At 28.6% G+C, this 26,442-nt stretch carries 30 protein-coding genes and 1 riboswitch; all 30 genes read left to right on the top strand.

Annotated elements, in window-relative coordinates; genetic code table 11:
- The first annotated feature begins 9 nt into the window (after nucleotides 1-9).
- The 30 genes from flgM to flhA all read left to right on the top strand — a co-directional run bounded on the left by flgM (nucleotide 10) and on the right by flhA (nucleotide 26,438).
- Entirely contained in the window at nucleotides 10-270 is a 261-nt protein-coding gene (gene flgM / locus KXZ80_RS11935) for a flagellar biosynthesis anti-sigma factor FlgM (RefSeq protein ID WP_021433690.1), read from the top strand.
- An 11-nt stretch (nucleotides 271-281) separates the two neighbouring features.
- On the top strand, nucleotides 282-695 hold the full coding sequence (locus tag KXZ80_RS11930) for a flagellar protein FlgN (protein WP_021433689.1): 414 nt from the start codon (nucleotides 282-284) through the stop codon (nucleotides 693-695).
- 21 nt (nucleotides 696-716) lie between these two features.
- Nucleotides 717-2,090 (top strand): flagellar hook-associated protein FlgK, encoded by a 1,374-nt coding sequence (flgK, locus tag KXZ80_RS11925; protein WP_021433688.1) that lies wholly within the window; start codon nucleotides 717-719, stop codon nucleotides 2,088-2,090.
- 15 nt (nucleotides 2,091-2,105) lie between these two features.
- On the top strand, nucleotides 2,106-3,071 hold the full coding sequence (locus KXZ80_RS11920; protein ID WP_021433687.1) for a flagellin N-terminal helical domain-containing protein: 966 nt from the start codon (nucleotides 2,106-2,108) through the stop codon (nucleotides 3,069-3,071).
- 10 nt (nucleotides 3,072-3,081) lie between these two features.
- Nucleotides 3,082-3,477 (top strand): flagellar assembly protein FliW, encoded by a 396-nt coding sequence (gene fliW, locus KXZ80_RS11915; RefSeq protein ID WP_021433686.1) that lies wholly within the window; start codon nucleotides 3,082-3,084, stop codon nucleotides 3,475-3,477.
- Nucleotides 3,461-3,673 (top strand): carbon storage regulator CsrA, encoded by a 213-nt coding sequence (csrA, locus tag KXZ80_RS11910; RefSeq protein ID WP_021433685.1) that lies wholly within the window; start codon nucleotides 3,461-3,463, stop codon nucleotides 3,671-3,673. The genes fliW and csrA overlap by 17 nt, the downstream gene beginning before the upstream one ends.
- Before the next feature lie 10 nt (nucleotides 3,674-3,683).
- Nucleotides 3,684-4,064: a flagellar export chaperone FliS gene (gene fliS / locus KXZ80_RS11905; protein ID WP_021433684.1), complete on the top strand. Its 381-nt coding sequence runs from the start codon at nucleotides 3,684-3,686 to the stop codon at nucleotides 4,062-4,064.
- A 15-nt stretch (nucleotides 4,065-4,079) separates the two neighbouring features.
- Nucleotides 4,080-6,110 carry a flagellar filament capping protein FliD gene (fliD, locus tag KXZ80_RS11900; protein ID WP_021433683.1) on the top strand — a complete coding sequence of 677 codons (2,031 nt, stop codon included), beginning with the start codon at nucleotides 4,080-4,082 and terminating at the stop codon, nucleotides 6,108-6,110.
- Complete coding sequence (locus KXZ80_RS11895) at nucleotides 6,111-6,437, top strand: hypothetical protein (protein ID WP_021433682.1); 327 nt, start codon at nucleotides 6,111-6,113, stop codon at nucleotides 6,435-6,437.
- Between the two features lie 99 nt (nucleotides 6,438-6,536).
- Nucleotides 6,537-7,790: a flagellin N-terminal helical domain-containing protein gene (locus KXZ80_RS11890; RefSeq protein ID WP_021433681.1), complete on the top strand. Its 1,254-nt coding sequence runs from the start codon at nucleotides 6,537-6,539 to the stop codon at nucleotides 7,788-7,790.
- Nucleotides 7,791-7,899: 109 nt separating this feature from the next.
- Nucleotides 7,900-9,114: a flagellin lysine-N-methylase gene (gene fliB / locus KXZ80_RS11885; RefSeq protein WP_021433680.1), complete on the top strand. Its 1,215-nt coding sequence runs from the start codon at nucleotides 7,900-7,902 to the stop codon at nucleotides 9,112-9,114.
- A 108-nt stretch (nucleotides 9,115-9,222) separates the two neighbouring features.
- Nucleotides 9,223-9,879, top strand: a complete 657-nt coding sequence (locus KXZ80_RS11880) for a hypothetical protein (protein ID WP_021433679.1) — start codon at nucleotides 9,223-9,225, stop codon at nucleotides 9,877-9,879.
- A gap of 177 nt (nucleotides 9,880-10,056) precedes the next feature.
- Nucleotides 10,057-10,140: riboswitch (cyclic di-GMP riboswitch) on the top strand.
- A gap of 509 nt (nucleotides 10,141-10,649) precedes the next feature.
- On the top strand, nucleotides 10,650-10,976 hold the full coding sequence (locus KXZ80_RS11875; protein WP_021433678.1) for a flagellar basal body protein: 327 nt from the start codon (nucleotides 10,650-10,652) through the stop codon (nucleotides 10,974-10,976).
- Between the two features lie 4 nt (nucleotides 10,977-10,980).
- Nucleotides 10,981-11,385, top strand: coding sequence for a flagellar basal body rod protein FlgC (gene flgC, locus KXZ80_RS11870; RefSeq protein WP_021433677.1), 405 nt, complete (start codon nucleotides 10,981-10,983; stop codon nucleotides 11,383-11,385).
- Nucleotides 11,386-11,397: 12 nt separating this feature from the next.
- Complete coding sequence (gene fliE, locus KXZ80_RS11865; protein ID WP_021433676.1) at nucleotides 11,398-11,712, top strand: flagellar hook-basal body complex protein FliE; 315 nt, start codon at nucleotides 11,398-11,400, stop codon at nucleotides 11,710-11,712.
- Nucleotides 11,713-11,735: 23 nt separating this feature from the next.
- The gene (fliF, locus tag KXZ80_RS11860) at nucleotides 11,736-13,310 is read left to right on the top strand and encodes a flagellar basal-body MS-ring/collar protein FliF (protein WP_021433675.1); all 1,575 of its coding nucleotides are present in this window, start codon (nucleotides 11,736-11,738) and stop codon (nucleotides 13,308-13,310) included.
- 13 nt (nucleotides 13,311-13,323) lie between these two features.
- Nucleotides 13,324-14,376: a flagellar motor switch protein FliG gene (gene fliG, locus KXZ80_RS11855; RefSeq protein ID WP_021429700.1), complete on the top strand. Its 1,053-nt coding sequence runs from the start codon at nucleotides 13,324-13,326 to the stop codon at nucleotides 14,374-14,376.
- Nucleotides 14,363-15,136, top strand: a complete 774-nt coding sequence (locus tag KXZ80_RS11850) for a FliH/SctL family protein (protein ID WP_021433674.1) — start codon at nucleotides 14,363-14,365, stop codon at nucleotides 15,134-15,136. Before fliG ends, KXZ80_RS11850 begins: the two co-directional genes overlap by 14 nt.
- Entirely contained in the window at nucleotides 15,133-16,440 is a 1,308-nt protein-coding gene (gene fliI, locus KXZ80_RS11845) for a flagellar protein export ATPase FliI (RefSeq protein ID WP_021433673.1), read from the top strand. Before KXZ80_RS11850 ends, fliI begins: the two co-directional genes overlap by 4 nt.
- A gap of 15 nt (nucleotides 16,441-16,455) precedes the next feature.
- The gene (gene fliJ / locus KXZ80_RS11840) at nucleotides 16,456-16,896 is read left to right on the top strand and encodes a flagellar export protein FliJ (RefSeq protein ID WP_021433672.1); all 441 of its coding nucleotides are present in this window, start codon (nucleotides 16,456-16,458) and stop codon (nucleotides 16,894-16,896) included.
- 14 nt (nucleotides 16,897-16,910) lie between these two features.
- A complete protein-coding gene (locus tag KXZ80_RS11835) occupies nucleotides 16,911-18,137 on the top strand; it encodes a flagellar hook-length control protein FliK (protein WP_021433671.1) in 1,227 nt (408 codons plus the stop codon).
- 9 nt (nucleotides 18,138-18,146) lie between these two features.
- On the top strand, nucleotides 18,147-18,752 hold the full coding sequence (locus KXZ80_RS11830; RefSeq protein ID WP_021433670.1) for a flagellar hook assembly protein FlgD: 606 nt from the start codon (nucleotides 18,147-18,149) through the stop codon (nucleotides 18,750-18,752).
- 4 nt (nucleotides 18,753-18,756) lie between these two features.
- Nucleotides 18,757-19,590 carry a flagellar basal-body rod protein FlgF gene (gene flgF, locus KXZ80_RS11825; RefSeq protein WP_021433669.1) on the top strand — a complete coding sequence of 278 codons (834 nt, stop codon included), beginning with the start codon at nucleotides 18,757-18,759 and terminating at the stop codon, nucleotides 19,588-19,590.
- A 13-nt stretch (nucleotides 19,591-19,603) separates the two neighbouring features.
- Complete coding sequence (locus KXZ80_RS11820; RefSeq protein WP_021433668.1) at nucleotides 19,604-20,419, top strand: motility protein A; 816 nt, start codon at nucleotides 19,604-19,606, stop codon at nucleotides 20,417-20,419.
- Complete coding sequence (locus KXZ80_RS11815) at nucleotides 20,409-21,173, top strand: OmpA/MotB family protein (RefSeq protein WP_021433667.1); 765 nt, start codon at nucleotides 20,409-20,411, stop codon at nucleotides 21,171-21,173. Before KXZ80_RS11820 ends, KXZ80_RS11815 begins: the two co-directional genes overlap by 11 nt.
- 11 nt (nucleotides 21,174-21,184) lie before the next feature.
- Nucleotides 21,185-21,589: a flagellar biosynthetic protein FliO gene (locus KXZ80_RS11810; protein WP_021433666.1), complete on the top strand. Its 405-nt coding sequence runs from the start codon at nucleotides 21,185-21,187 to the stop codon at nucleotides 21,587-21,589.
- On the top strand, nucleotides 21,573-22,238 hold the full coding sequence (fliP, locus tag KXZ80_RS11805; RefSeq protein WP_021433665.1) for a flagellar type III secretion system pore protein FliP: 666 nt from the start codon (nucleotides 21,573-21,575) through the stop codon (nucleotides 22,236-22,238). Before KXZ80_RS11810 ends, fliP begins: the two co-directional genes overlap by 17 nt.
- 17 nt (nucleotides 22,239-22,255) lie before the next feature.
- Nucleotides 22,256-22,525: a flagellar biosynthesis protein FliQ gene (gene fliQ / locus KXZ80_RS11800; RefSeq protein WP_021433664.1), complete on the top strand. Its 270-nt coding sequence runs from the start codon at nucleotides 22,256-22,258 to the stop codon at nucleotides 22,523-22,525.
- 9 nt (nucleotides 22,526-22,534) lie between these two features.
- The gene (locus KXZ80_RS11795; RefSeq protein ID WP_038285330.1) at nucleotides 22,535-24,367 is read left to right on the top strand and encodes a fused FliR family export protein/FlhB family type III secretion system protein; all 1,833 of its coding nucleotides are present in this window, start codon (nucleotides 22,535-22,537) and stop codon (nucleotides 24,365-24,367) included.
- Between the two features lie 13 nt (nucleotides 24,368-24,380).
- Nucleotides 24,381-26,438: a flagellar biosynthesis protein FlhA gene (flhA, locus tag KXZ80_RS11790; protein WP_021433662.1), complete on the top strand. Its 2,058-nt coding sequence runs from the start codon at nucleotides 24,381-24,383 to the stop codon at nucleotides 26,436-26,438.
- Nucleotides 26,439-26,442 lie beyond the last annotated feature (4 nt).

Genomic DNA, 26,442 nt, shown 5'->3' with positions numbered 1-26,442 from the left:
GGTAGTATTTTGAAAATTACTAATGATAAACATGTAGTATTCAATAGCATATATAAAATGGATAAACTAAAAAATAATAATGAAAGTAAAAATAAAAATAATACTGATAGCATTCAAATATCAGATTTGGGAAAATATTTGAGTAAAGTAAATTCGAAAGAAGAGCCAATGGATATGGAAAAAATTAACCGTCTTAAAAATGAAATTGAAAGTGGAACTTATAAAGTAGATTCTAGAATTTTAGCTAAGAAGATAGTAGAAAAATTGTAGGGGGGAATAAATTGAAGCCAGAGTTAAAAGTTATAATATACGAGCAAAGAAAACTATTTAGAGAATTATTAAATTTATTAGATGAACAATATGATTTAATACTTGGAAAAGATGTTAAATTATTAGAAAAAGTAGCTAAAAAATTAGAAAATGCATCAAGAAATGTAGCAAAGTTAGAAATACAAAGAAGGAATATAGTTGGATCTGATTTTAGTATGGGATCTTTAATAGAAGAAAGTGATGATAAAAATATTAAAGAAGCATATGAAGAAATTAAACAAACTATAAAAATGATAGAAATTCAAAAAGAATCTAATGATGTAATTTTGAAACAAAAGTTATTTTTTAATAAAAAAATGTTAAATGTATTAAAACCAAGTCAAGGCATAGGTACATATAATTATAGTGGACAATTAGGAAAATAAAAAAATAAGCGGAGGGAATATATGTCAGGATTATTAGGTAGTTTACAATCAGCAAGAACTGGTATGAGCGTAAGTCAAGCATCAATACAAACGACTTCTCACAATATCAATAATTTAAATACTCCGGGATATTCAAGACAGAGAGTAGATCAAAAAGCAAGAAGTGCATACAGCTATCCTGGGTATAATAGCCAATTAGGTGCAGGTCAATTAGGAACTGGAGTAGAAGCTTCAGATGTTATAAGAATAAGAAATACGTTTTATGATTTTCAGTTTAGAAGCGAATCTCATAATTATGGAGAAACCAATATAAAATATGACTATTATAAGAATATGGAAACTATATTTAACGAACCATCTGACACTGCAATTTCAGCATCTTTAAATAATTTCTTCAACGGATGGCATGAATTATCCAAAGATCCAGATAGTGTAGGTGCAAAGAACGTAGTAATAGAAAATGCAAAATATCTAGTTAATAATATAAATAAAGTTCATGAAAAACTAGATAGTATACAAGATTCACTATCAAAGCAACAAGACAATATAATGAATGATATAAACAATATGCTTTCTAATTTAGAAGAATTAAATAAAAATATAAAAATAGTAGAAGGTTCAGGTAAAACACCAAATGATTTACTAGATGAAAGAGATAGAATACTAGATGATTTAAGTTTTAAAATGAATTTAAATAACCCTAAGGTTCAAGATTTAATAAAAGATGGAAACTTTAGTCAAGATGATTTAAAAGAAATGCAAAAACTTGTAGAAGCTGGAGATGAAGTTTCAGGTGAGTTAGCTGGAACAATAAAGATGGGTAAAGAGCTTGAAAGCTACAAAAGTCAAATTGGAGAATTAGCACAAGGTATAGCAGATGGTGTTAATAAAATATATAAAGATACTGATGGGGATGGAGTTCTTAGTGATGCTGAAAAGAAAAATCCGAGTTTATTTGAGATAGAAACTATTGATGTTGGAACTCCACCTAATGTTGAAACTAAGTTTGTAAAAATGAAATTAAATAAAGATATAGAAAAAGATCCATCTAATTTAAAGATGACTGCTGATATGGCATTAAAAATGTACAATTTAAAAAATGAAAAAGTTAAATTTGGAAAAGCTCCAAATGAAAAAGAAATGACTATAAATAACCTATACAACAATATGGTACAAAATCTAGGACAATCATCTCAATCTGTAATCAGAGAAGAAAAAAATCAAAGTCAAATGTTATTAAGTATAGATAACTCAAGAAAAAGTGTATCGGGTGTTTCTATGGATGAGGAAATGATAAACCTTATTCAATTTCAACATGCATATAATGCTAGTGCAAAAGTTATATCTACAATAGATTCTTTGCTAGATGTAGTTGTAAATGGGTTAGTAAGATAATAAAGAGGTGAAAAAATGAGAATAACTAATGGAAATGTTATGAGTACATATTTAAGAGATCTTCAAAATAATCTGCAAAGTATGGATAAATTAAATACTCAATTAAATAAAAGTAAACAAGTAAATAAAATATCAGATGATCCATTCAAAACTGTTAAGATAATGAATGTTCAAGGTGAAATAAATAATGTTGAAAAATATAATTATAACTGTGATGAGATAACAGGTTGGTTAGATATAACAGATGAATCGCTGGATAGAGTTGGAAACTTAACAAGTGAAATAAAAACACTTTTAACTTCTATACAGGGGACATTTGGACCTGATGAAATTAAAGCTGTTCAAACGGAAATAAATGAAAAAATCAAACAAGTTGGAGAAGCTATGAATACAACTTATGCAGGAAAGTATGTATTTGGAGGTAGTGCAACAGATCAGCCACCTGTAAGAGTAGAAACAGATCCAACTAGTGGACTTGCAAAAATTATTGTAAATAATACTGATAAAGATGGTAATGTAGATCCTAACTTAAGTGCTAGGTTAGATGCATCTTTAAAAAGTGAAATATCAGATGGTATAACTATGGACTATAACTTAACTATAAACAATATAACAAGTACAACAGGAAAAGAAACAGGGAAAAAAAGTGGGCTAGACATATTAAATGATGTAGTTCAAAAACTTAATTCAGATCCTGTAGATATGGATGAGATTAAAAAATTATCTTCTGATTTAGGAGACTATATGAATGATGTATTAAATAATAGATCGTTAATTGGAGCAAAAACTAATACAGTAAGTGCGGTTAAAGATAGTAATGAAGAAAATATACTAGAAATGAAAGGTACATTTTCTCTGATGCAAGATGTTAATTATGCTGATAAATTTATGGAATTAAAAGAAGCTCAGATGATATATAATGCAACATTACAAGTTGGATCTAAGTTGTTACAACCTACAATATTAGATTATTTAAGATAGGAGTAGAATTATGGAACTAACTTTTAAAAAAGGATTACCTGGATTTGAGTTGTTGTTAAGTTTTGAGTTAGAAAATTTAGAAAATAATGAAAAATTTAAAATATTAAAATCTAAAGAAGAAGATATAAGTTTTGTAACAACTAGCCCTTTTGAGATATATAAGGATTACGAAATAAATTTAAACGATGAAACTATAAAAGAACTTCAAATAGAGAATCCTGAAGATGTTTTAGTTTTAACTATAATTACATTAGGGAAAACATTACAAGAAAGTACTATAAACTTAAAAGCACCTATAATTATAAATATAAAAAGTAATTTAGGAAGACAATATATTTTACAAACTGATAAATATGAAACAAAACATCCTTTAATAAGGAGTGAGCAAAATGCTAGTAGTAACTAGAAAAAAAGGAGAATCTATACTTATAGGAGACGACATAGAAATTAAAGTAACCAAAATTGATGATGGTAGTGTGAAAATAGCTATAGATGCTCCCAAAAGTATGACAATACTTAGAAAAGAAGTATATGAAAAAGTAAAAGAAGAAAATAAAAATGCTACAAGTAGCAACTTAGATTTATTAGAACTTCTGAAGTAGGGGGAATACAATGTACGCAGCAAATCCATACAATACATATAAGCAAAATTCAATAAATATGGCATCTAAAGAGCAGTTATTACTTATGTTAGTAGATGGCGCAGTTAAATATACTAAGATAGCAAAAATTGCAATAGAGAAAAAGGATATTCAAAGAGCGCATAAAGAGCTTATTAGAGTTCAAGATATATTTACCGAACTTATGGCAACTTTAGATATGAGTTCAGGCAGTTTTGTACAAGATTTATTTAATCTTTATGAATTTATAAAAAATAAACTAGCAGATGCTAATATGAAAAAAGATATAAATATAATCGATGAGGTATTACCATTAATAGAAGATGTTAGAGACATGTGGCATGAAGTTTCAAAAAAAGCAAAAGGATTATAGAAAGGGGGAAATATTATGTCTTCAGTAAAATCAGTTAGCTCAACAAGAATACCAGGACTTGCAACAGGTATGGATACAGATCAAATGATAAAAGATATGTTAACTGGAGAGCAAAACAAAGTAGATAAAGCAAAACAAAAAGAACAAATAACTAAATGGCAACAAGAAAGTTACAGAGAAATTATAAAAAATGTTAAAGGGCTTTATGATAAATACTTTAGTGCGACTTCACCTGATTTTATATTAGGTAGCAAAGTGTTCAGCACGGTTATGATAAATAGTTCCAATAGTAATGTTATAAGTGCAGTTGCTGGAGCTGGGGCAAATAAAATTGATTATAAATTTAAAGTTGATGAAATGGCAAAGCCACCTAGGATAGAAACCAGTTCTATAAAAATAGATAAAAACAAAACTATGGAAGAACAAGGATTTATATCTGTAGATGGTAAAAGTGAAATAACTATAAATGGTGTTAATATATCTATAAGCGGAAAAGATAAAATCAATGATATTGTTGATAAAATAAATAAGAAATTTCCAAATGGAGAAATTAAAGCAACATATAGTGAAATGACAGGTAAGTTTACTGTGGAAGGAAACAAAACAGGTAAATCACAGAGTATAAACGTTCAAGGTGATTTGTTTAATAAATTAGGAATGTTAAAAGACACATCTATTAGTATTGTATCAAAAAAAATAGATATAAATAAAACTTTGAAAGAACAAGGTATAGAAGGCGAAATATCTATAAATGGAAATATTATTAAAATAGATGAAGGTGACAATATTTCTGACTTAGTTAATAAGATAAATGCTACAGATAAGGGAGTGAAAGCAAAACTAGAAGATGGTCAGTTAAAAATTACATCGAATTCTAACAAGGGAATAGAATTAACTGGAAAAGCATTTGAAAAAATGGGTATAGATGTAAATAATAGTGAAGTATCTATAACTAATTTAGATAAAGATAAACCACTATTAGAACAAGGGATAACATCTCCTCTTAAAATAAATGGTAAGGAAATAAAGATAGATGAAAAAGATACAGTATCTTCACTAGTAGATAAAATAAATAAAGAAATACCTGGAACTAGTGCTACTCTTGATGAAACAACAGGGGAAATTAAAATTCAATCTAAGGATGTATTGAGTTTCGAAAATTTTGGTGGAATAGCTAGTATATCTAAGCCAAAGACACAAGCAATAACTACCCAAGCTATACAAGGAAGTAATAATAAAGTTACAGTGTATGATAAAGATGGGAAAACTGCATTGAACACAATTACAGAGGAGAGTAATTCATTTACAATAGATAATATTACATATAACGTAAATGGTATAAATCCTGATGGAGATTTAGTATCTATGTCATCAAGTGAAGATACTAAGCAAACTGTAGAAAAGCTACAAGCCTTTTTAAATGATTATAATAAAATGATGGATGATATTTATAAAGATGTAACAGAAAAGAAAAATAGAGATTATCCACCTTTAACAGATGCTCAAAAGGAAGAAATGAGCGAAGAAGAAATAGAAAAATGGGAAAAAAAAGCAAAAGAAGGAATGCTTAAAAATGATAGGGAATTAAGAAGCTTTATGGAAGATATGAAGAAAGCTATATTTGAACCTATAGGAGATTTGGGTGTAACTCTAAGTGATATAGGAATAAAGAGTGATGACGATTATAACAAACCAGGTCAGCTTAATTTAGATGTAGATAAATTTACTAAAGCATTGAAAGAAGATGGCGATTTGGTGTACAAAGCTACAACTGGAGCATTTGGCAAAATAAAAGATGTAACTTATAAGTATGCAGGAAGCTCAGGTTCTGTATTTGTAAAAAAAGCAGGTATGGAAAAAACATCATCAGCAGTAAATAATCTTTTCTCAGAACAATTAAAAAGACAAGAAGCTCAAATTAAAAATTTAAATCGAAAAATGAAAGAAAAAGAAAGCGATTTATATAAAAAGTTTGCTAGATTAGAAGCTAATATGAATAAGTTGAATTCACAAATGGCATATTTAACAAATTCCATGGGTATGTAGATGGAAAATTATATAGATTTATATAAACAAGTCTCTAATGAAATATTAGAGGCTTTAAAATATGATGAATTAGAAAACTTAGATGAATATTTTGAGAAAAGAGAAAGTATAATAAATGAGTTAGAATTAAATGAAAGTATAAATGAATTTAGAAAAATATATAAAGAAAAATTATATTACATAGATAAAGAAATTAAAGTTTTAGTTGAAGAAAAAATATTAGACGTAAAAAAAGAAATAGCAGAATATAAAAGAAGTCAAAATGGAAATTTTACTTATGTAAATATGAATAAAACAAATTTTAATATTTTTTCAAAAAAAGTGTAAAGTAATCATTAATCATGCCGAAATATAATAATGTAAGGTAAATAAGATACTTACTAAAAAGACAAGGATGTCAAATACAAAAAACAAGGAGAGTTTAAAATGAGAATAAACACTAACTTAAATGCTATGACAGCATTAAATCAAATGGGAAAAAACACAGCTTTAGCTGGAACTTCAATGAACAAAATATCTTCAGGAGAAAGAATAAATAAAGCTGGAGATGACGCTGCTGGAATGGCAATATCTGAAAAAATGAGAGGACAAATAAGAGGTTTAGATCAAGCTTCTAAAAATGCTCAAGATGGTATATCTGTAGTTCAAACTGCTGAAGGTGCTATGGAAGAAATAGGAAATATAGCTCAAAGAATGAGAGAATTAACAGTTCAAGCTTCTAATGAAACTAACAAAGCAGAAGATAGAGAAAAAATAACTACAGAATTAAAGCAATTACATTCTGAAGTAGATAGAATAGCTAAATCTACTCAATTCAATGGAAAGAACTTATTAGCTAATGAAGTTAAAGGTAGCGCAGTTATAAAAGAATCAGGAGCTAATGCAGACCTTACAACAGAGCTTAAAAAGTTTGATAAATTAGTAGGTGGTTCACTTTCTGAAAAAATGAAAGATGGAACAGTAGAATTAAAAAGAACAGATGCTGATAAATTTACTTTAGAGATAAAAGATAAAGATGGAAATGTTATAGCTAAAGCAGCTGAAGCAACTATAACTGGTGGTAAACTAGAGTTTGAACTTAAGGATGCTGCGGGAGCTAACTTAAAAGAAGTAGTTACTGAAGGAGCTGCATCAACAGATATAGCTGATACTAAGATAAATATAACAGTTGATAATAAAGATTTATTAAATGGAAATGCATTAATAGATGCAAATAAAAAAGTAGTTATGGATATAAAAGGTAAAACAGAAGATTTAGATATGAAGTTACAAGTAGGAGCTAATACTGGAGATTCTGAAAGTTTAACTGTAAATATAGCTAATATGACTACGGAATCATTAGGATTAACAAAAGCTGATATAGATGCTATAACTGATGCTGACTTAACAAAAGGAACAGAGGCTTCTAAGAAATTCATTGAAAACTTAGATAAAGCTTTAGAAACAGTAAATACTAATAGAGCTAATTTAGGTGCTACACAAAATAGATTAGAAACTGCTCAATCTAACTTAACAACTTCATCAGAAAACTTAACAGCTGCTGAATCTAGAATAAGAGATGTAGATGTTGCTAAAGAAATGATGAATTTATCTAAGTTAAACTTATTAACTCAAGCTTCTCAAGCTATGGCTGGACAAGCTAAACAACAACCAGAAGGTGTAATGCAATTATTAAGATAGTTTTATATATAAAGAGTAAAGCATTTGCTTTGCTCTTTATTAATATATATAAGAAAGTAAATTTTACTTATTGATATATATTAATAAAGTTAAAAGGAGAATTGTTGGAGTGAAGAAATATAAAAATTTAAGAATGGATTATTATGATAATTTCAGATGTTCTGGAAATAAATGTGAAGATACTTGTTGTAAAGATTGGAATATATCTATAGATAAAAAAACTTATGTGTTATATAAAAATTTAAAGAATTCAGAATTTAAAAATAAACTTATGGAGAGTATAGGAAGAAATAGACAGTCAAAATCTGAGCTTGATTATGCAAAAATAAAACTAGTAAACAATAAGTGTCCTATGCTATCTGAAGATGGGTTATGCGAAGTATATAATAATCTGGGAGAAGAACACATGTGCAACACGTGTAAAACTTATCCAAGAAGTTACAATTTAGTAGAAGATATAATGGAAAGTTCATTATCTATTTCTTGTATAGAAGTTGCAAGAAATGTATTGTTAAGAGAAAATTCTATAGAATTTAATTTAGATATAAAAGAATTAGACGTGAAAAACATTCAAAAAAACATAAATACTAAAAAATTTAAAACTCTTAGAGAAAAATACTTTAATGAAATAAGAATTTTTAGTATAGGATTAATACAAAATAGAAGTTTTTCTATAGAAGAAAGGTTAACAATATTAGGGTTATTTATTAAAACGATAAGCGAACTTAAAGAAGATTTAGTTATACAAACGATACAACAGTATAATAATAATATACAAAATGGTAATTTAAAAAATTTATTAAATGACATAGATAATGATAAAATTTTAGATTCTCAACTTGAATTTTTAACTAATATTTATAAAATTATAATAAGTAAAAACATAAAAGATCAAAGATTTATGGATAATTTTATTAATATAGTCAATAAACTTCAGTTAGTGAGCAGTAACCCAGAACTTATAAAGGAAAGATTTGTAGAATCATTAAATGATTTTTACAATCCTTTTATGAAAAGGTATGAATATATATATGAAAATTATCTAGTGAATTACATGTTTAAAAATCTCTTCCCTATAAGCGAGATGTCTTTATTAGATACTTATGTGAATCTTGTAGTTAATTTCTCTATAATAAAAATGAATCTTGTGGGACTTTGTGGTCATTATAAAGAAGAAATGGATGATGATAGGGTATTACACTTTATACAAAGTTTTGCTAAGGTTGTAGAGCATGATACAACTATAGTTGGTAAACTACATAGATATTTATCTGAAAATGAAATGAATACATTTGCTCATATGGTTATTCTTATGGGTAAATAATTATAAAAAGACATGATGAATATCATGTCTAGTTTTGTTTAGAGATAGAGGTATACGCTGTCTATTACTAGAATTATATAGTATATAATTAAAAATTTGGAGGCGTTTATGAACATAGATACTGAAAAAAAGATGTATGAGATGAGTTTATATACAAATATAATTCCTAAAATGGTAGATACATCTCAAATTAAAATTAATAATAAAAAAAGTAAAAAAGATGAAAAATCTATTAATAGTAATGTTAACAATAGGATAAAAAGGAAAGCTAGTGTTCTAAACTATCAACAAAGAAGTTTACAAGAGCGTATGTCGCTAATTCAAAGTAAAGAACTTCAGATAAAAGAATTAGAAAGAACACTAGAACAAGTTAAATCTAATTATTCTCAAAAGTTAAATAAATCTAAAAATAAGGAAAATAAACAAAAGATAAGAATAAGAACTCTTTCAAAAAAGTTATCAGAATTAGACACTAATAAAAAGCACAATGATAATAATATGGAATACGAAGAAAAAATGGTAAGGGAAAAAGAAAATATTATATTGGTTATAAATGATGCATTAAGAAAAATAGGTAAGATAAAAAATGATTTGAATATTCATAAATCAAAATTAATTTCATTGGAGAATGAATTAAAAAAAGGAGAATGTAAGATAGATAAAAGCAAAAGGCATTTGAAGGAAGATTGTATAATAAATTTATTAGATTTTATATGTATAGAAGGCGATATAGAAACCGGAATAATAATAAATATATATGTATAATTGCATATAATGCAATTATTACATATTTTATATTGCATATATTGCTAAAGTTGTTAAAAAATGTTAAAAAAGTGAGAAAACAATCATAAAACCTTGATAAAAGTCGAAAAATATTATACTATAGTAGTAGGAAAGTTTACACTTAAGTATTATTTAAGTAGGTGTAAATAATTAAGAAAATTTAATAGGCAAACCTAGAGAAATCTAGCGACGCAAAACTATAGGGGCTAACGTTAAAAACTATGCCAGCCAGCTGCCGAAGAGTTAATAAACTTTTTGTTATAATTGATGAAAAGTTACAAAATTAAAATATAGCAATTAAAAAATTATAATGCACATATATGAATATATATTACAATGTGTTTTATAAATTATAAAAAATTTAGTTGATTTAATTTTGTAATAATAATTTAGTAAAATTACTTTATAAAAGTGATGAACTACTCTTTAGGAGTAGTTTTTTTTTTGAAAATAATAAAAAAGGAGTGTGTATGAATAAGAATTCAAAATATAAAAGTCGAAAAATGTAAGTGAAAATCTAAGATAATACAATATTATATAGTATAAAATGTAGTGAATTATACTAAAAACTGTTTCAATTTTAAATGCATTTTAATTAAAACTAAAAAAAAGTATTTCAAGGTATATCTTTATTCAAATTAATTGTGAAAATAAAATTTTATTATATTAAAATTATAATTTATAAAATTTAAAACTAATAAAGCTTATATAGAATGAATTGAGATATTTGTAAATATTGGAGGGGAACTATGGAAGTATATAGTTTATTAAAATCAGGATTAGATGCAACTGAGTTAAGAAGTAGAGTTATTGCTAATAATATTGCAAATATTAATACCCCAAACTATAAGAGAAAATATGTAGAGTTTGAAGAGGCGCTAAAAGACTCTATGAATAAAAATGTTAAGCCAGAGATTAAGACAGATAAATCATCAAAAGTAAGAGAAGATGGTAATAACATTGATCTAGAAAGTGAAAAAGTTAACCAGGCAGCTACAACCCTTGAGTATAATGCACTTATAACGTTAACAAATATAAAACTGGGGATGAGTAGAAGTGTAATAACAGGGAGGTAAGTAAATGAGTATTTTTTCAGGTATGAGAATAAGTGCAAGTGCACTATCGGCAGAGCGATTAAGAATGGATATTGTTTCAGCTAATGTAGCCAATATGAAAACAACTAGGACACCAGAGGGCGGAGCATATAGACGAAAAGTAGCTGTATTTGAAGAAAATTATGATGAAAAACTGGGTATGCTGGGAGTTAAGTCAGTGGATATAGAAAAAGATAAGTCTCCACTAAGAAAATTATACGAACCAAATCACCCAGATGCAGATGCTCAAGGATATGTCGAGTACCCTAACGTAGATATTCTTGTTGAAATGACTGATTTGATGACAGCATCTAGATCATATGAGTCAAATATAGATACATTAAATGCACAAAAAAGTATGATTTCAAAAGCTTTAGAAATAGGTAGGTAAAAGGAGTAGTTTATGAGTGGAATAAGTACTATAAATGCAATAAATAATATAGCAACAAATAATGATTTACTTACAGGAGCTAGTAAAACTGGAAAAGTTGAGAAAGAAAATAACTTTGGAGATGTAATTAAAGAAGCATTAGATAAAGTTAATGATAAGCAAGTACAATCAAACCAAAAAATCCAAGGTCTTATAAAAGGCGAAAATGTCTCTATGCATGATGTAATGTTGTCAGCTCAAGAAGCACAATTGTCAATGCAGCTGATGATTGAGGTTAGAAATAAGGTATATGAAGCTTATCAAGAGCTAAATAGAGTCCAATTATAACTTCATAGCAAGGAGAATTTTAAATGAATATAAAGGAATTTCCGCAGAAAACAAAAGATTTTGTAATAGTAAAAAAAGACCAGTTTATTGAGCTTCCCAAAAAAAAGAAAATAATAATTGTAACTGCACTTGTAACTTTGATTTTAGCTGGAATATTTGCGATAAATTATGCAAAAGAAAATAAATATGCAGTACTATTTTCAGGATTAGATTCTAATGATGCTACGATGGTGACTAAAGAACTAGAATCAAAAAAAATAGAAACTAAAATAAAAGGGGATAGTATATTAGTACCCAAAGAAGATGTAGATAAACTTAGAATGGAATTATCAAGTAACATATCTAATGGATCAAAGGGATTTGAAATAATGGATAGTGGGTCATCATTTGGGATGACGGATGAAGAATTCCAAATAAAAAAACAAAGAATGATTCAAGGAGAAATTGAAAAGACTATAAAAGTTTTTCCTCAAGTACAAAGTGCTAGAGTTCATATAACACAAGGAGAAGAATCTGTATTTGCTAATGAAACAGTACCAGGAAAAGCTGCAGTTTATGTAGAGTTAAATCCAGGACAAACTTTAAAACAAGATCAAGTAATATCTATAATGTCACTTGTTTCAGCTAGTACACAAAACGTACCAAAACAAAATGTTGAGGTAATAGATCAAAACATGAAATTATTATCAGATGGATTAATAGATGAAAAAGGAAATATACATACAAATAGTTTAAGTGAAGTTGATGAATCTATTAAGGCTGAAAAAGACTTAAGTAAAGACTTAGAAAGATCAATATTAGGTTTATTAGAACCTATATTTGGACCAGGTAATATAAGAGCTAGTGTTAATACAGATTTAGATTTTGATTCAAGCGAAAAAACTGAAATTATAATAGATCCGAACAAGGTAATTACAAAAGAATCAAAGTCAAGTAGTAAGTCGAGTGAAAGACAAAACTCAGGCGGAGCTGTAGACAACAACATGAGCAACATCAATGAAAGTGGAAAAGGAACTGATGAAGATACTCAACAAGATATAGAATATCAAACAGGAAAAACTGAGACAAAAGTAATAAAAGCTAAAGGCGGCATAAATAGAATAACTGCTTCAGTTGCTATAAATAGAACACTTACTAGTGCAGAGTTAAGAAATGTAGAGGGAATGGTAGCAAATGCTGTAGGAATGCAACCTAAACGAGGCGATAGTGTTAAAGTAGTTTCTATGGGATTTGGATCAGAAGACGAAGACACTTCTACATTTGGAGTTATAAAGAGTGCTATAAGTAAGGACAAATCATTAGGAAGGGTGTTAATTATAGCAGGAGTACTGAGTGTAATTATTTTACTTGCAATAATAGGTATAATAATTTACATGATTATAAAGAAAAAGAAAGAATCTAGAGAATTAGATTATGTAGATGAAGAAGATGAAATAGAACTAATCAACAAAAAACTAGAAGAGTTAGAACAAAATAGATTAAATAGTAACGAAGAAGAAGATGAGGAAAATGTGAGTTTAGAAGATGAAGTTAAGCAATTTGCAGCTGACAATCCAGATCAAGTTACAGACCTAGTTAATAGTTGGTTAAATGAGTAAAGGGTGAGATTATTTGCAGACAGATGGTATAAAAGGTAATGCATATGACTTAGGAGATATACCTAAGTTTAGACGAGTTACAGGTTCTAGAAAGGCAGCGATACTTTTAATGACATTAGGACCTGAAGTTGCTTCAAGTGTAATAAAAAATCTTTCAGATAGAAAGATTCAAAAAATAGGGGTTGAAATAGCTAATATACACACTGTAAAGCCAAGAGAAAGAAGAGAGGTCTTACAAGAGTTTATAGAGCTAAACAAAGGTAAAGAGTTTGTAATAGAAGGTGGAATTGACTGTGCAAAAAATCTACTTAATGGAGCATTAGGAAGTCAAAGGGCTACTAAGTTATTAGAAGGTATAAAATATGATGCATATACAAAGTTATTTATATCAGCTAGAAAGGCTGAGCCTGAACAGATACTAACATGTATACAGGGTGAGAGTCCACAGGCAATAGCCATAATATTAGCTCATATTCAACCTGATAAAGCAGCAGTAGTATTATCTGAATTACCTGATGAACATAAACTTGAAATTGCACTTAAAATAGGAACGACAGCAAACATATCACCAGCTGTAATAAAATCTATAGATAAAGCTATAGAAGCAAAGTTAAACAGTTTAGGAAAGTTAGAAATGGAAAGTGCTGGTGGGGTTAATAGCTTGGTAGATATATTAACAAATGTTGATAGAAAAACAGAGAAAAATATTATCAAGTTTATTGAACAGAGAAATGAAGAGTTAGCTGAAGAAATTAAATCTAATATGTTTATCTTTGACGATATCGTTAGACTTGACAATATGGCTATCCAAAGAATTCTAAAAGAAGTTAATGTTAAAGATCTTGCATTTGCACTTAAAGCAGCATCACCAGATGTTTCAAGTGCTATATTTAAAAATCAATCTCAAAGAGCATCACAAGCGTTACGAGAAGAAATTGATTTACTTGGTAAGGTTAAGATATCTCAAGTAGAAGAAGCACAACAGGCTATTGTAAATGTTGTTAGACGACTTGAAGATACTGGAGAAATAACATTATCTAGAGGTTCAGACGATGAGTTTATTTAAGAGTAACTGTATTTTAAAATCTGATGGGGTAGTTTTTAAAGGTATTAAACCTTTAAAAACTACTGCTACGGTAAAAACAACTAATAATGAAGAAACTTTTGATGAAAGTGAAGTATTAAAAGTAAATGAAGAAATTGAACAACAATTAGAACAAGCTAAAAATACTTGTGAAAATATGATATCAAATGCACAAGTAGAAAGTGAAAAAATCGTTCAAGAAGCACAAAACCAATGTGAAGAAATAAAGAAAAAAGCATATGAAGAAGGTCATAATATAGGATTGAGAAATGGTTATGAAGATGGATATAAAGAATCCTATGAAGATAACATTGAAAAAGCAAAACAAGAATCTGAAGAGATTATAAATAAAGCAAATGATATTTTAATTCAGGCTAACAATCAAGTAACAAATTTTATAAAATCTAACAAAAAAGACATTATTAACTTAAGTATATCTATAGCAGAAAAGGTGCTTAAAGAAAAATTCAAAGATATAGATTCTATGAATAATATACTTGAATCTACTATAAATGAATATGAAATAAAAGAAAATTTTGTTATAAGAACTAATGCAATATATATAGAACAAGTTAATGAACAACTAAATAAGTTAAAAAACCAACAACTAATAAAAGGAGAAGCATTTGTATTAGTAGATGACTTTATAGAACCAGGAAATGCAATAATTGAAACTAATAAAGGAAGATTAATAGTTGGAATTGATTGTGTTTTAGAAAAGGTGAAAGAGGAACTTTTATGATTGATATAGACTTTGAGAGATTGAAAAATAAAGTTTTAGAAGTAAAGGAAGTTATATCAGAAGGTAAAGTAACTAAGATAATAGGTCTTACGGTTGAGGTTGAAGGTATAAAGGCTTTTGTAGGTGAACTTTGCATCGTTTACAACTATGCAGATGAACCTATAAATTGTGAGGTTGTTGGATTTAAAGATAAATATGTAATTTTAATGCCACTAGGAGAACTTGCAGGAGTAGCTCCTGGGTGTAGAGTTGTTGCTAGAGGAATACCACTTAGTGTTAAATGTAGTAATGACTTATTAGGTAAAGTGTTAGATGGAATTGGAAACCCAATAGATGATGAAGAGGTTTTAGGAGGAGAAAGATACAGTCTTTCAAATGAACCACCAGATCCAATGAAAAGGCCAAGAATAAAAAATATCATGCCTACAGGCATAAGGGCGATTGATGGGTTCTTAACTTGTGGAGAAGGTCAAAGAATAGGTATATTTGCAGGAAGTGGTGTTGGGAAAAGTACAACTTTAGGAATGATAGCAAAAACAGCTAAAGCTGACGTAAATGTTATTGCCCTTATAGGAGAAAGAGGTAGAGAAGTACTGGACTTTATAGAGAGAGACCTAGGTGAAGAAGGTATGAAAAAATCTGTAGTAGTTTGTGCAACTTCTGATAAATCACCTTTACTTAGATTAAAGGGAGCGCTAACAGCCACAGCTATAGCTGAGTATTTCAGGGACCAAGGTAAAAAAGTTATTTTAATGATGGACTCTGTAACTAGATTTGCAATGGCTCAAAGAGAAGTTGGTTTAGCTATAGGAGAGCCACCTGCACAAAAAGGATATACACCATCAGTATTTGCATTACTTCCAAAGCTTATGGAAAGAAGTGGAATGTCTGAAAAAGGTTCGATAACTGCTTTTTATACAGTTTTAGTTGATGGAGATGATTTCAATGAGCCAATTGCAGATACAGTAAGGGGTATTTTAGATGGACACATTGTTTTATCTAGAGACCTTGCACATAAAAACCATTATCCAGCTATAGATATATTAAATAGTGTAAGTAGACTTATGAAAGAAATTTGCGAGGATCAACATCAGGAATGTGCATCTTTAGCAAGAGATATATTAGCTACATATAAAGAAGCCGAAGATTTAATTAACATAGGAGCTTATGAACAGGGTTCTAATAAAAATATAGATATGGCTATTGAATACATAGATAAAGTTAATTCATTTTTAAAGCAAGGTGTAAATGAAAAAACTAAATTTGAAGAGAGTATAGTCGAACTAAAGAACATATTTAAATAACGAGGAGAGATTTGATTGACAAACTATAAATTTAAGCTACAAAAGTTATTAGATATAAAAATAAAAGAAGAAGAAGAAAGCAAACTAGAATATACAAAGGCACAAAATGATAAAAAAACATTAGAAGATAACATAAAAAAGTTAGGTTGTAGTTATAAGAAATATGCTCAGTTTGAAGAATCAGAGGATACTATAAGTCAAAAAGTAAGATTAAACTATCTTCATTCAATAAGTCAAACTATAGAACAAAGTAATAAAATATTAGTAGAAAAAGAGAAAATAGTAGTAGAAGCAAAAGATAAATTCATTGAAAGACAAATAGATAGAAAATCTTTAGAAACATTAAAAGAGAATAAATTTATAAAAATAAGAAAAGAAGAAGCGAGAAAAGAGCAAATAGAAAATGATGAATTTGCTTTATATGCGTACATGAGAAATAAAAAGAATATATCATAAAGGATGATTGAGATATGAATTTTAACTTGAATTTTTCCTTCGACTTAGTAAACTTAGCACTTGGAAAAAGCAATGTAAGCACTAAGTTATCAAGTAAAGGTGGATTTGAAGATTTACTAGCTTCTTTAGATATGGACATTGAAAATACAAATGTAGATCAAGAAAATGAAGATTGTGATTTAATAGCATCATTAATTCAAAATCTTTTTTCAAATTTAAATAAATTAAAAGAAATGGATAATTCATATGTAAATCCAGATTTGAAAAAAGAAGAAATTTTGAAGTCAATAAACGATACTATTTTGAGCATAAATGATAAATCAAACTTAAACTTAAAAACATTAGATATTGATAAGATGATGAAATTAAGTAATGATGAAATAAGTAGTTATATTGATTTAAATTTTAATTTAGATAAATTTACTAAAACCGATGATTTAGATTTACCAACTGATGGTGAAGTTATTTTACCTAAAGGTTTAAATCTTGATAAATTGTCGAAAAAAGCTGGTGAAAAAAACACTAAACTGGCAGAAAATATCAATGAACAGGATGAAAACCCTAAAGATGGGATTAAAAAAGTAGACAGTGAGATAAAATCTTTAAAGTCATATGAAGAATTAAATATAGCAACAAATGCTAATAAAAATAATATTGTAGATGTGAATCAAAAAGATAAAGGTAAGGATGAAGGTTTAAGTATATTAGAAAATATAGCAGATAAAAATGGAAGTGATTTATCTATTATAAATAATAAAACATTTATACAAGAACCAGCTATAAATAAAAATCCTCCAGCAGTGACTATACGTGCAAGTAATATTGGCGATGATTTTATAAAAATGGTTAAATATCTGAAAAATAATAATATAGAAGAAATCAAAGTAAATATAAATCCTAAAGAATTAGGGGATATGACTATAAAACTTTTAAAAGATAGTGAAGCTACAAAGGTATTTATACATGTAGGAAAAGAAGAAACTTTCAATATGTTAAATAAAAATGTAAATGATATAAATAGACATTTAAGCGATTTAGGAATAAAGGCTAAAGATATAGTTGTTGAAATGAAATCAAATGATCAAAATTTCTTTTCGGATAATTTAAGTCAAGAATTTAGTAGAAAAGAAGAGCAAAAAAAGCAAAAAAGAAACTCTAGAAGCAATAGGACCACAGTAAATTCTATAGAAGATATAGATGAAGAAAAAATAGATGAATCAAATCTTAATATACTAGCGTAGAGGTAAATTATGAATAATTTTATGAAACTAAATACACAACAATCAAGTACTAAAGCTACATCAAATACTAAAACTGTAGCAAATACTAAATCATCTGGCAAAACAGAAAATGGAACACAGATAGTTATGCCTGGAGAAGAAACTAATAAAAATTTATTTTTAAAGCTACTAGTAGCACAAATGAGTAACCAAGACCCTCTAAATCCACAGGACCCTACGCAATATGTAACTCAACTTGCTCAATTTAGTTCGTTAGAGCAGATGCAAAATTTGAATGAGGGAATGGAATACCTAGTAGGGTTAACTAATGGAGTTTTAGTGAATTCTGCAATGAGCACAGCATCAGCACTTATAGGTAAAAGAATAGAAGCCTATGCTCCAAAGGAAGAAGATGCTGGAAAAGTTGATAACACAGTTAAAAATGACGAAAATAAAGATGATAAAAAAACTATTACAGGAGTGGTAGAAGGTATAAAAATTAAAGACGGTATTGTATATATGGAAGTAAGAGTAGATGAAAGTGGAGAATTAAAATCAACAGAATATGGAGCTCTTATAAAAGCAAGTGAAAATAAAGATTCTATAGAGTCAAATACAAACAAAAAGGGAGAGTAATGATATGTTAAAGTCAATGTATTCAGGAATAAGCGGAATGAAAGCTAACCAAACAAAAATGGACGTAGTTGGGAACAATGTTGCAAATGTTGGAACAACTGGATTTAAAAAGTCAACTACAAGATTTTCAGATGCATTAAATCAAACCGTAATATATTCAAGTGTTCCAGGTGGAGATGCTGGAGATCCTAATGTAATAGGTGGGGTTAACCCAGGTCAAGTAGGAATAGGAACAAAGGTAAGTGGGATATTTAGAAACATGGCACAAGGAGCGATACAACCAACAGGTAGACCAACAGATTTAGCTATAGATGGAGATGGATTCTTTGTTGTAAGTGTAGGACCTAAGCAAGAAGCTTACACAAGAGATGGATCATTTACATTGGATGCTAATGGAAGTTTAGTAACAGCGGATGGATATAAAGTTTTAAATACAGATGGAAAGCCAGTAGAAATACCAAAAGAAAAAGCTAATCCAAGTGGAGAAATGCAAAAGGTTTTATCGTTCAACATATCAAAAGAAGGTAAGATTTCATATTTATTAGCAGATGGAACAAAAGTTGATAATGATCAGGCATTAAAAATAGCAGTTTTCCAAAACCCAGAAGGTATGGAATCTTTAAGTGGTAATCTTTATGGAGAAACAGCTAACTCAGGAAGACCTATGTACGGAGTAAAACATGGACTTATAAACCAAGGTGCTATAGAAATGTCAAATGTTGATTTGTCAGAAGAATTTACAGAAATGATAGTAACAACAAGAGCATTCCAAGCATCTAGTAAAGTTATAACAACAAGTGATGAACTTTTACAGGAAATAATAAACTTAAAAAGATAAATAGGAGGATAATATGAAAAAAAATGATATTTTAACTCCCGTAGGTCTTATTTTAGCTCTTGGATTTGTTGCATATGGTATATTATCAGGAAAAACAGGGATAGATGCATTTATAGATACACCATCCCTGGCAATAACAGTTGGAGGATCTTTTGCATCACTACTTATAACATTTTCTATGGATGATTTAAAAACGGGATTAAAAGTAACTAAGGAAATATTAAAATCAGGAAATATAAATAAAGTTGATTTAGTAGATCAATTTAAAGAATTAGCTAGAAAGGTTAGAAAAGATGGACCTTTAGCAGTAGAGCAAGAGGTTTCTGAGATAGAAGATAATTTTTTAAGAAAAGGGCTAGAGTTGGCTATAGATGGCATTGATATGGAAGATATTAAAGAAATATTAGAAATAGAAATAGATGAAGTAGAAAGTAAATACATTACAGGGTCAAAGATATTTAAGATATGGGGCTCTTATGCCCCAGCGTTTGGTATGGTTGGAACTCTAATAGGGTTAATTCAGATGCTTGCAGGTGGTATGGGCGACCCAGCTGCAATTGCAAGTGGTATGGGAGCTGCCCTTATAACAACATTTTATGGGGCATTAATGGCTAATGCTATATTGAATCCAATTGGGTTTAATATACAAATAAAAGGAGAAAAAGAATGTGAACGTATGGATATGATGATTTGTGGAATTATGAGTATCCAAAATGGAGACAGCACTAGAGTAATTGAAGAAAAATTAGTAAACTTCTTAACTCCAAAAGAAAAGAAATCTTATTACACTAGAGGTACGATAGAAGGTGAAGCAGTAAATGTCGCGTAGAGATAGACGAAGAGGAAAAGGCGATGATGTAGAAACAGGGTCTTGGATAGACACATATGCTGATACAATAACACTACTTCTTACTTTCTTTATCCTACTATATTCAATATCGGCAGTAGATAGTCAAAAGTTAAGTAAATTATCAAAAGCTTTACAAAGTTCTTTAGGTGGTAGCACATCTATAGAAAAACTTGAAAATATAGAAGACTTAAAAGTAGGAGTAGGTAAATCTAATTTAGAAAAAGAGGACCTTGCAAAGAAAGTTAATAAAGCTGTTCAAGATAATAATCTGCAAGACTCGGTTAAAGTAAGAGAAGAAGACAGAGGTATAGTACTTCAACTAGATGAAAATATACTTTATGATTCAGGAAGATCAGATTTAAAAGAAACGAGTATAAAGGCATTAGATACTATAACTAAATTAGTTAAAGATATGGATAATGATGTTTTAGTAGAAGGGCATACAGATAATATTCCTATACATAACTCACAGTATGCATCAAACTGGGAGCTGTCAACAGCCAGAGCTGTAAGTGTTGTAAGGTACTTCGTTGAAAATAAAGAGGTTCCACCAACTAGATTTGCAGTAAAAGGATATGCAGAGTTTAGACCTTTAGTAGCTAATGATACTCCAGAAAATAGATCGACAAATAGACGAGTAGATATTTTGATAGTGGATAAAAAAGAAAAAGCTAAGCAAGAAGAAGCAAATCAAAATCAAGAATTGCAACAAAGCCAAGACACAAAGGAGTAAGATAACTTATCATGTATGAAACATTGAGATACTTAGTAAACTTAAGTGCATTTATTATTCTGATGATTGGGGTAATTGCTATTGCTTACAAAATGAATGGGATGAACTTGCAAAATGTTGGAATGGATAGATATGCAAAGATTTTAGAAAAAGTTGGAATTAGCAAAGATACATATTTAATTGTTTTAAAAACAGGAGACGATGGATGTGTTTTGTTAGTATCAAATAATAATATAGAAAGAATAAAAGATTTAACTCCAGAAGACATAAAAGAAATAGAAGATAAAAGACAAAAAAATAATATATTAAAATCAGATAAATTAAAGTTTAAAAAATTGAACTTAAAAAAAGATATACAAAACCCTATGAATTTAATAGGTAAGCTAAAGGAGAAGAAAGATGCAAACACTAAGTGATATAACCCCATATTTAAGCGATTACACTCCTTTAATGAAAATGTTTATAGTTTTAACAGGTTTAATGTTTTTAGGTGCAATTGTCTTTATGATGACAAGTTTTGTAAGAATTATAATAACATTTTCTTTTATAAAATCTGCATTAGGTGCGCAACAAACAATACCTAACCAAGTATTAGTTGGACTTGCAATATGTTTAACTATGTTTATTATGGCTCCTACTGTTAATCAAATTAATGAACAAGCAATAAAGCCATATATGAGTCATGAAATTAAGTTTGAAGAAGCGGTAGAACAAGCAGAAAAACCTATAAGAAAATTCTTATTAAAACAGACTAGACAAGAAGATATAAAACTATTTGTTGAAAACTCGGATTTAAATAAAAAAAATTTAACTAGAGAAAATGTACCATTATATATATTAATACCAGCATTTTCTATTAGTGAATTAAAAACAGCTTTCCAAATAGGATTTTTAATTTATTTACCATTCTTGTTAATAGATTTAGTAGTGTCAAGTGTACTTATGTCTATGGGTATGTTTATGCTACCACCTGTTATGATTTCTCTACCATTTAAACTATTGTTATTTATTATGGTAGATGGATGGAATTTATTAATAAAATCTTTATTGCTAAGTTTTCAATAATTGAGGAGCGTAATAAAATGAGTGAAAGTGTAGTAGTCAGCATAGTAAAAGAAACTTTATATACAGGCATGTTAATAGGAGGACCTATTTTAATACTATCTTTAGTAGTAGGATTACTTATAAGTATATTCCAAGCAACCACTCAAATCCAAGAACAAACATTAACTTTTATACCCAAGTTAATAGTTGTAGCGATTACATTGGCAATTGGCGGAGCTTGGATGTTAAATGAGCTTATTCAATTTACAAATAAAATTATGAATATGATTGCAAATATAAAAGGGTAACTTTTAAAATTGATATTTGTATTTTTACGATTAATTGCATTTTTTTCATGTATAAGTATAATTTTTCCGAGTGGAACGCCAAATGTATTTAAAGTTACTTTCACACTATTTATGTCGGTAATAATTACTTCTACGATAAATGTTCATGTAGAAGTTAAAAATGTGTATGAACTAGTCAATATTGGAGTTATGGAGACTATAACAGGATTAGTTTTAGGTTATATAACAAGTATATGTATAAACAGTTTAAAAATTGCTGGAAGTTTAATAGATCAACAACTTGGATTATCTATGATAAATATTTATGATCCAAGTAGTCATGAGAGTAATACATTAATTGAAAATATAGTTTATTGGATTGGAATAATGGTATTTTTCAGTATAAATGGACACCATGAGCTTATAAAAGGCATAAGTCAAAGCTTTAAACTTATAGAGGTTGGAAGTTATATATTAAAAGATAATTACACATATGTTGTAAATATATTTATCCAGTGCTTTATAATTGGATTTAAAATAGCAGTTCCAATAATATTGGCACTTATAATAACAGATTTTATAATGGGCTTGATTTCAAGAAGTGTACCCCAATTAAATGTAATGGTAATAGGAATGCCTTTAAAAGTAATAGTTGGAATAATGTTCTTTGTAATTTCATTACCATTTATATTGAATGAGTTACATAATTTATTAATAAATATGACGGACATTTTAGATGGAACTTTTAAGTCAACTAGTGCAATGCACATGACATCTATGGCTCCATTAGGTTTTTTACTTTCGACTGATGATAAAACTGAACAACCATCATCAAAAAAAATAAAAGATGCTCGGAAGAGCGGAAATGTGGCAAAAAGTAAGGAAGTTGTAACGACAGTAACTCTTTTAGGTGTCCTTATGATAATTTATGCTATGTCTGATTTTGTAATTGGAGAATTACAAAATTATATAGTTCAATATCTAAACACTGGTTTTACAAATGAATTTTCTATAGCTATGGTAAGAAATCTATTAATGATCCTTCTGATGGGATTTATGAAAATAATAATACCTATCGGTATGATTATCATACTTTTTTCATCAATAGGAAATCTTATGCAAAGTGGATTTTTAATGACAACAGATCCACTAAAGCCAAAGTTATCGAAATTAAATCCTATAAGTGGATTTAAAAACATGTTTTCTAAAAAAGCATTAGGAAATTTAATAAAAAGTATACTTGTTATTGTTGTACTTTTTAAGGTTGGATATTCCTTTATGGAGAAAAACTTCATGGGGATAATGAAAACTGGAGATATATATTTACCATATTTAATGAGAACTATAGTCGAACTGATAAGAGATTTAATACAGAACATACTTTTAGTTTTAGTAGTTGTATCTACCTTAGATTTTGCATATCAAAAGTATGTATATAAAAAAGATCTTAAAATGACCAAACAAGAAGTAAAAGAAGAGTTTAAGCAAATGGAAGGTAATCCGGAGATAAAAGGAAAGATAAAGCAAAAACAAAGAGAGATATCTTCAAGAAGGATGATGGAATCTGTTCCATTAGCTAATGCAATTGTAACAAATCCTACTCATATATCTATAGCTATAAAGTATGAAAAAGGATCGGATTCAGCACCTATAGTAGTAGCAAAAGGTGCTGATTTAATAGCCTTTAAAATAAGAGAAATAGCGAAAGAACATGATATACCTATTATAGAAAATAAGCCTTTAGCAAGACTTATTTACAAAGAGGTAGAGATTGAACAAGAGATACCTGAAAAAATGTATCAAGAAGTAGCAGAGGTATTAGTTGCAGTTTATAAAATAAAAAATAGATATAAAAAAATATAAAAAGAGGTTTTAAATGGAAAAGTTAGGACTTAAAAAAAGAGCTGATGTATTAGTTGGATTTGGAATAATTGGAATTATACTTATGATAATAATTCCACTACCACCCTTTTTACTAGATATGATGTTAGCTATAAATATAGGTCTATCGGTACTTATATTACTAATGACAATACTTTCAACTAGTATATTGGAATTATCAATATTTCCAACCATACTTCTAGTGACAACTTTATTTAGGCTAGGTCTTAATATATCATCTACAAGACTTATACTAGGTCAAGGTTATGCAGGGAATGTTATAGAGTCTTTTGGAAGTTTCGTTGTTGGAGGAAATTACATAGTTGGTATAATCATATTTTTAATTATTGTAATAATACAATTTGTTGTTATAACAAATGGTTCAAGTAGAGTATCTGAAGTATCTGCAAGATTTACCTTAGATGCAATGCCAGGTAAGCAAATGAGTATAGATGCAGATTTGAATGCAGGAATGATAGATGAAAAAACTGCTAGAAAAAGAAGAAAAGAATTACAACAAGAAGCTGAGTTTTATGGTTCTATGGATGGAGCATCCAAGTTTGTAAAAGGTGATGCAATTGCAGGAATAATAATAACTACAATAAATATACTTGCGGGAATAGTTATTGGAGTTGTAATGCTTGATATGGACTTTATGGAATCTATTCAAACATATACAAGACTTACAATTGGAGATGGACTAGTAAGTCAAGTTCCTGCATTAATTATTTCAACATCTGCAGGTATATTAGTAACTAAAGTTAATGGCGATGAAAACTTTAGTAAACAGTTAGGAAAACAGTTAATATCAATTCCTAAAGCGGTGATTATGTCAGGTATAGTTTTAGTAGTACTAGGGTTATTACCTGGGCTACCTAAATTATCATTTTTCACCTTAGGCGCAGGAGCCATATTTATAGGATATACACTTAAAAAAGAAGAAAAAGAGGCTCAAGAAGAATCTTTATATGAGGAAGAAGCTGCACCAACTGCAGAGGAAAGTTTAGAAAATGCAGAAGACGTATCTGTTCTTTTAAATGTAGAACCTATAGAAATTGAAATCGGATATGGAATAATTCCTTTAGCTGATGAAAGTACCGGTGGAGATTTATTACAACGAATTGTATCAGTGAGAAGACAATGTGCAATTGATATGGGGATAATCGTTCACCCTATAAGAATAAGAGACAATTTACAATTAAATCCAAATCAATATACTATAAAAATAAAAGGTATACCAGTTACAACATATGAGCTTATGCCAAATATGCTTTTATGTATGAATCCAATGGGCATGGATGTAGATTTGGATGGAATATCAACTAAAGAACCTACATTTGGGTTAGATGCATTATGGATAGAAAAAGACAAAGCTGAAGAGGCAGAATTATATGGATTTACGGTTGTAGACCCTACAACTATATTAGTAACACACTTACTTGAGACTATAAAATCTAAATCTCATGAACTTATGGGACGTCAAGAAGTAAAGGCAATAATAGATGCTACAAGAGAAAAATATAGTGCAGTTGTAGAAGAGTTAATACCAGATTTAATGACATTAGGAGAAGTTCAAAAAGTATTCCAAAATTTACTAAAAGAAAAGGTATCTATAAAAGATAGAGTTACTATACTAGAAACTTTGGCAGATAATGCAAGAAATACTAAAGATTTAGAGCTACTTACCGAATATGTAAGAATGGCTATGAGTAGAAGTATATGTCTTGAATTAATAGATGAAAATAATTCGATAGTAGTTACAACATTATCTATGGATATTGAAAATTTAGTAGCTAATAGTTTACAAAGATCAGTAAATGGAACGTATCCAGCTATAGATCCAGAAACTACTAACCAAATATTTAAAGGAATACAATCAACTATAGAGTCTGTTAACTTTAATAATAATAGACCGATAATATTAGTTTCGCCTAAGATAAGAGCACCATTTAGAAAATTGGTTGAAATGGTATTTACAAATTTAACTATATTGTCATTAAATGAAATACCTAATGATATACAAATAAAATCTCAAGGGGTAATTAATATATAGTGAT

It is taken from the genome of Paraclostridium bifermentans, assembly GCF_019916025.1.
Lineage (GTDB): Bacteria > Bacillota > Clostridia > Peptostreptococcales > Peptostreptococcaceae > Paraclostridium > Paraclostridium bifermentans.
The sequence above is the reverse complement of the archived record's forward strand: the minus strand, read 5'-3'. Positions and strand labels throughout refer to the sequence as shown.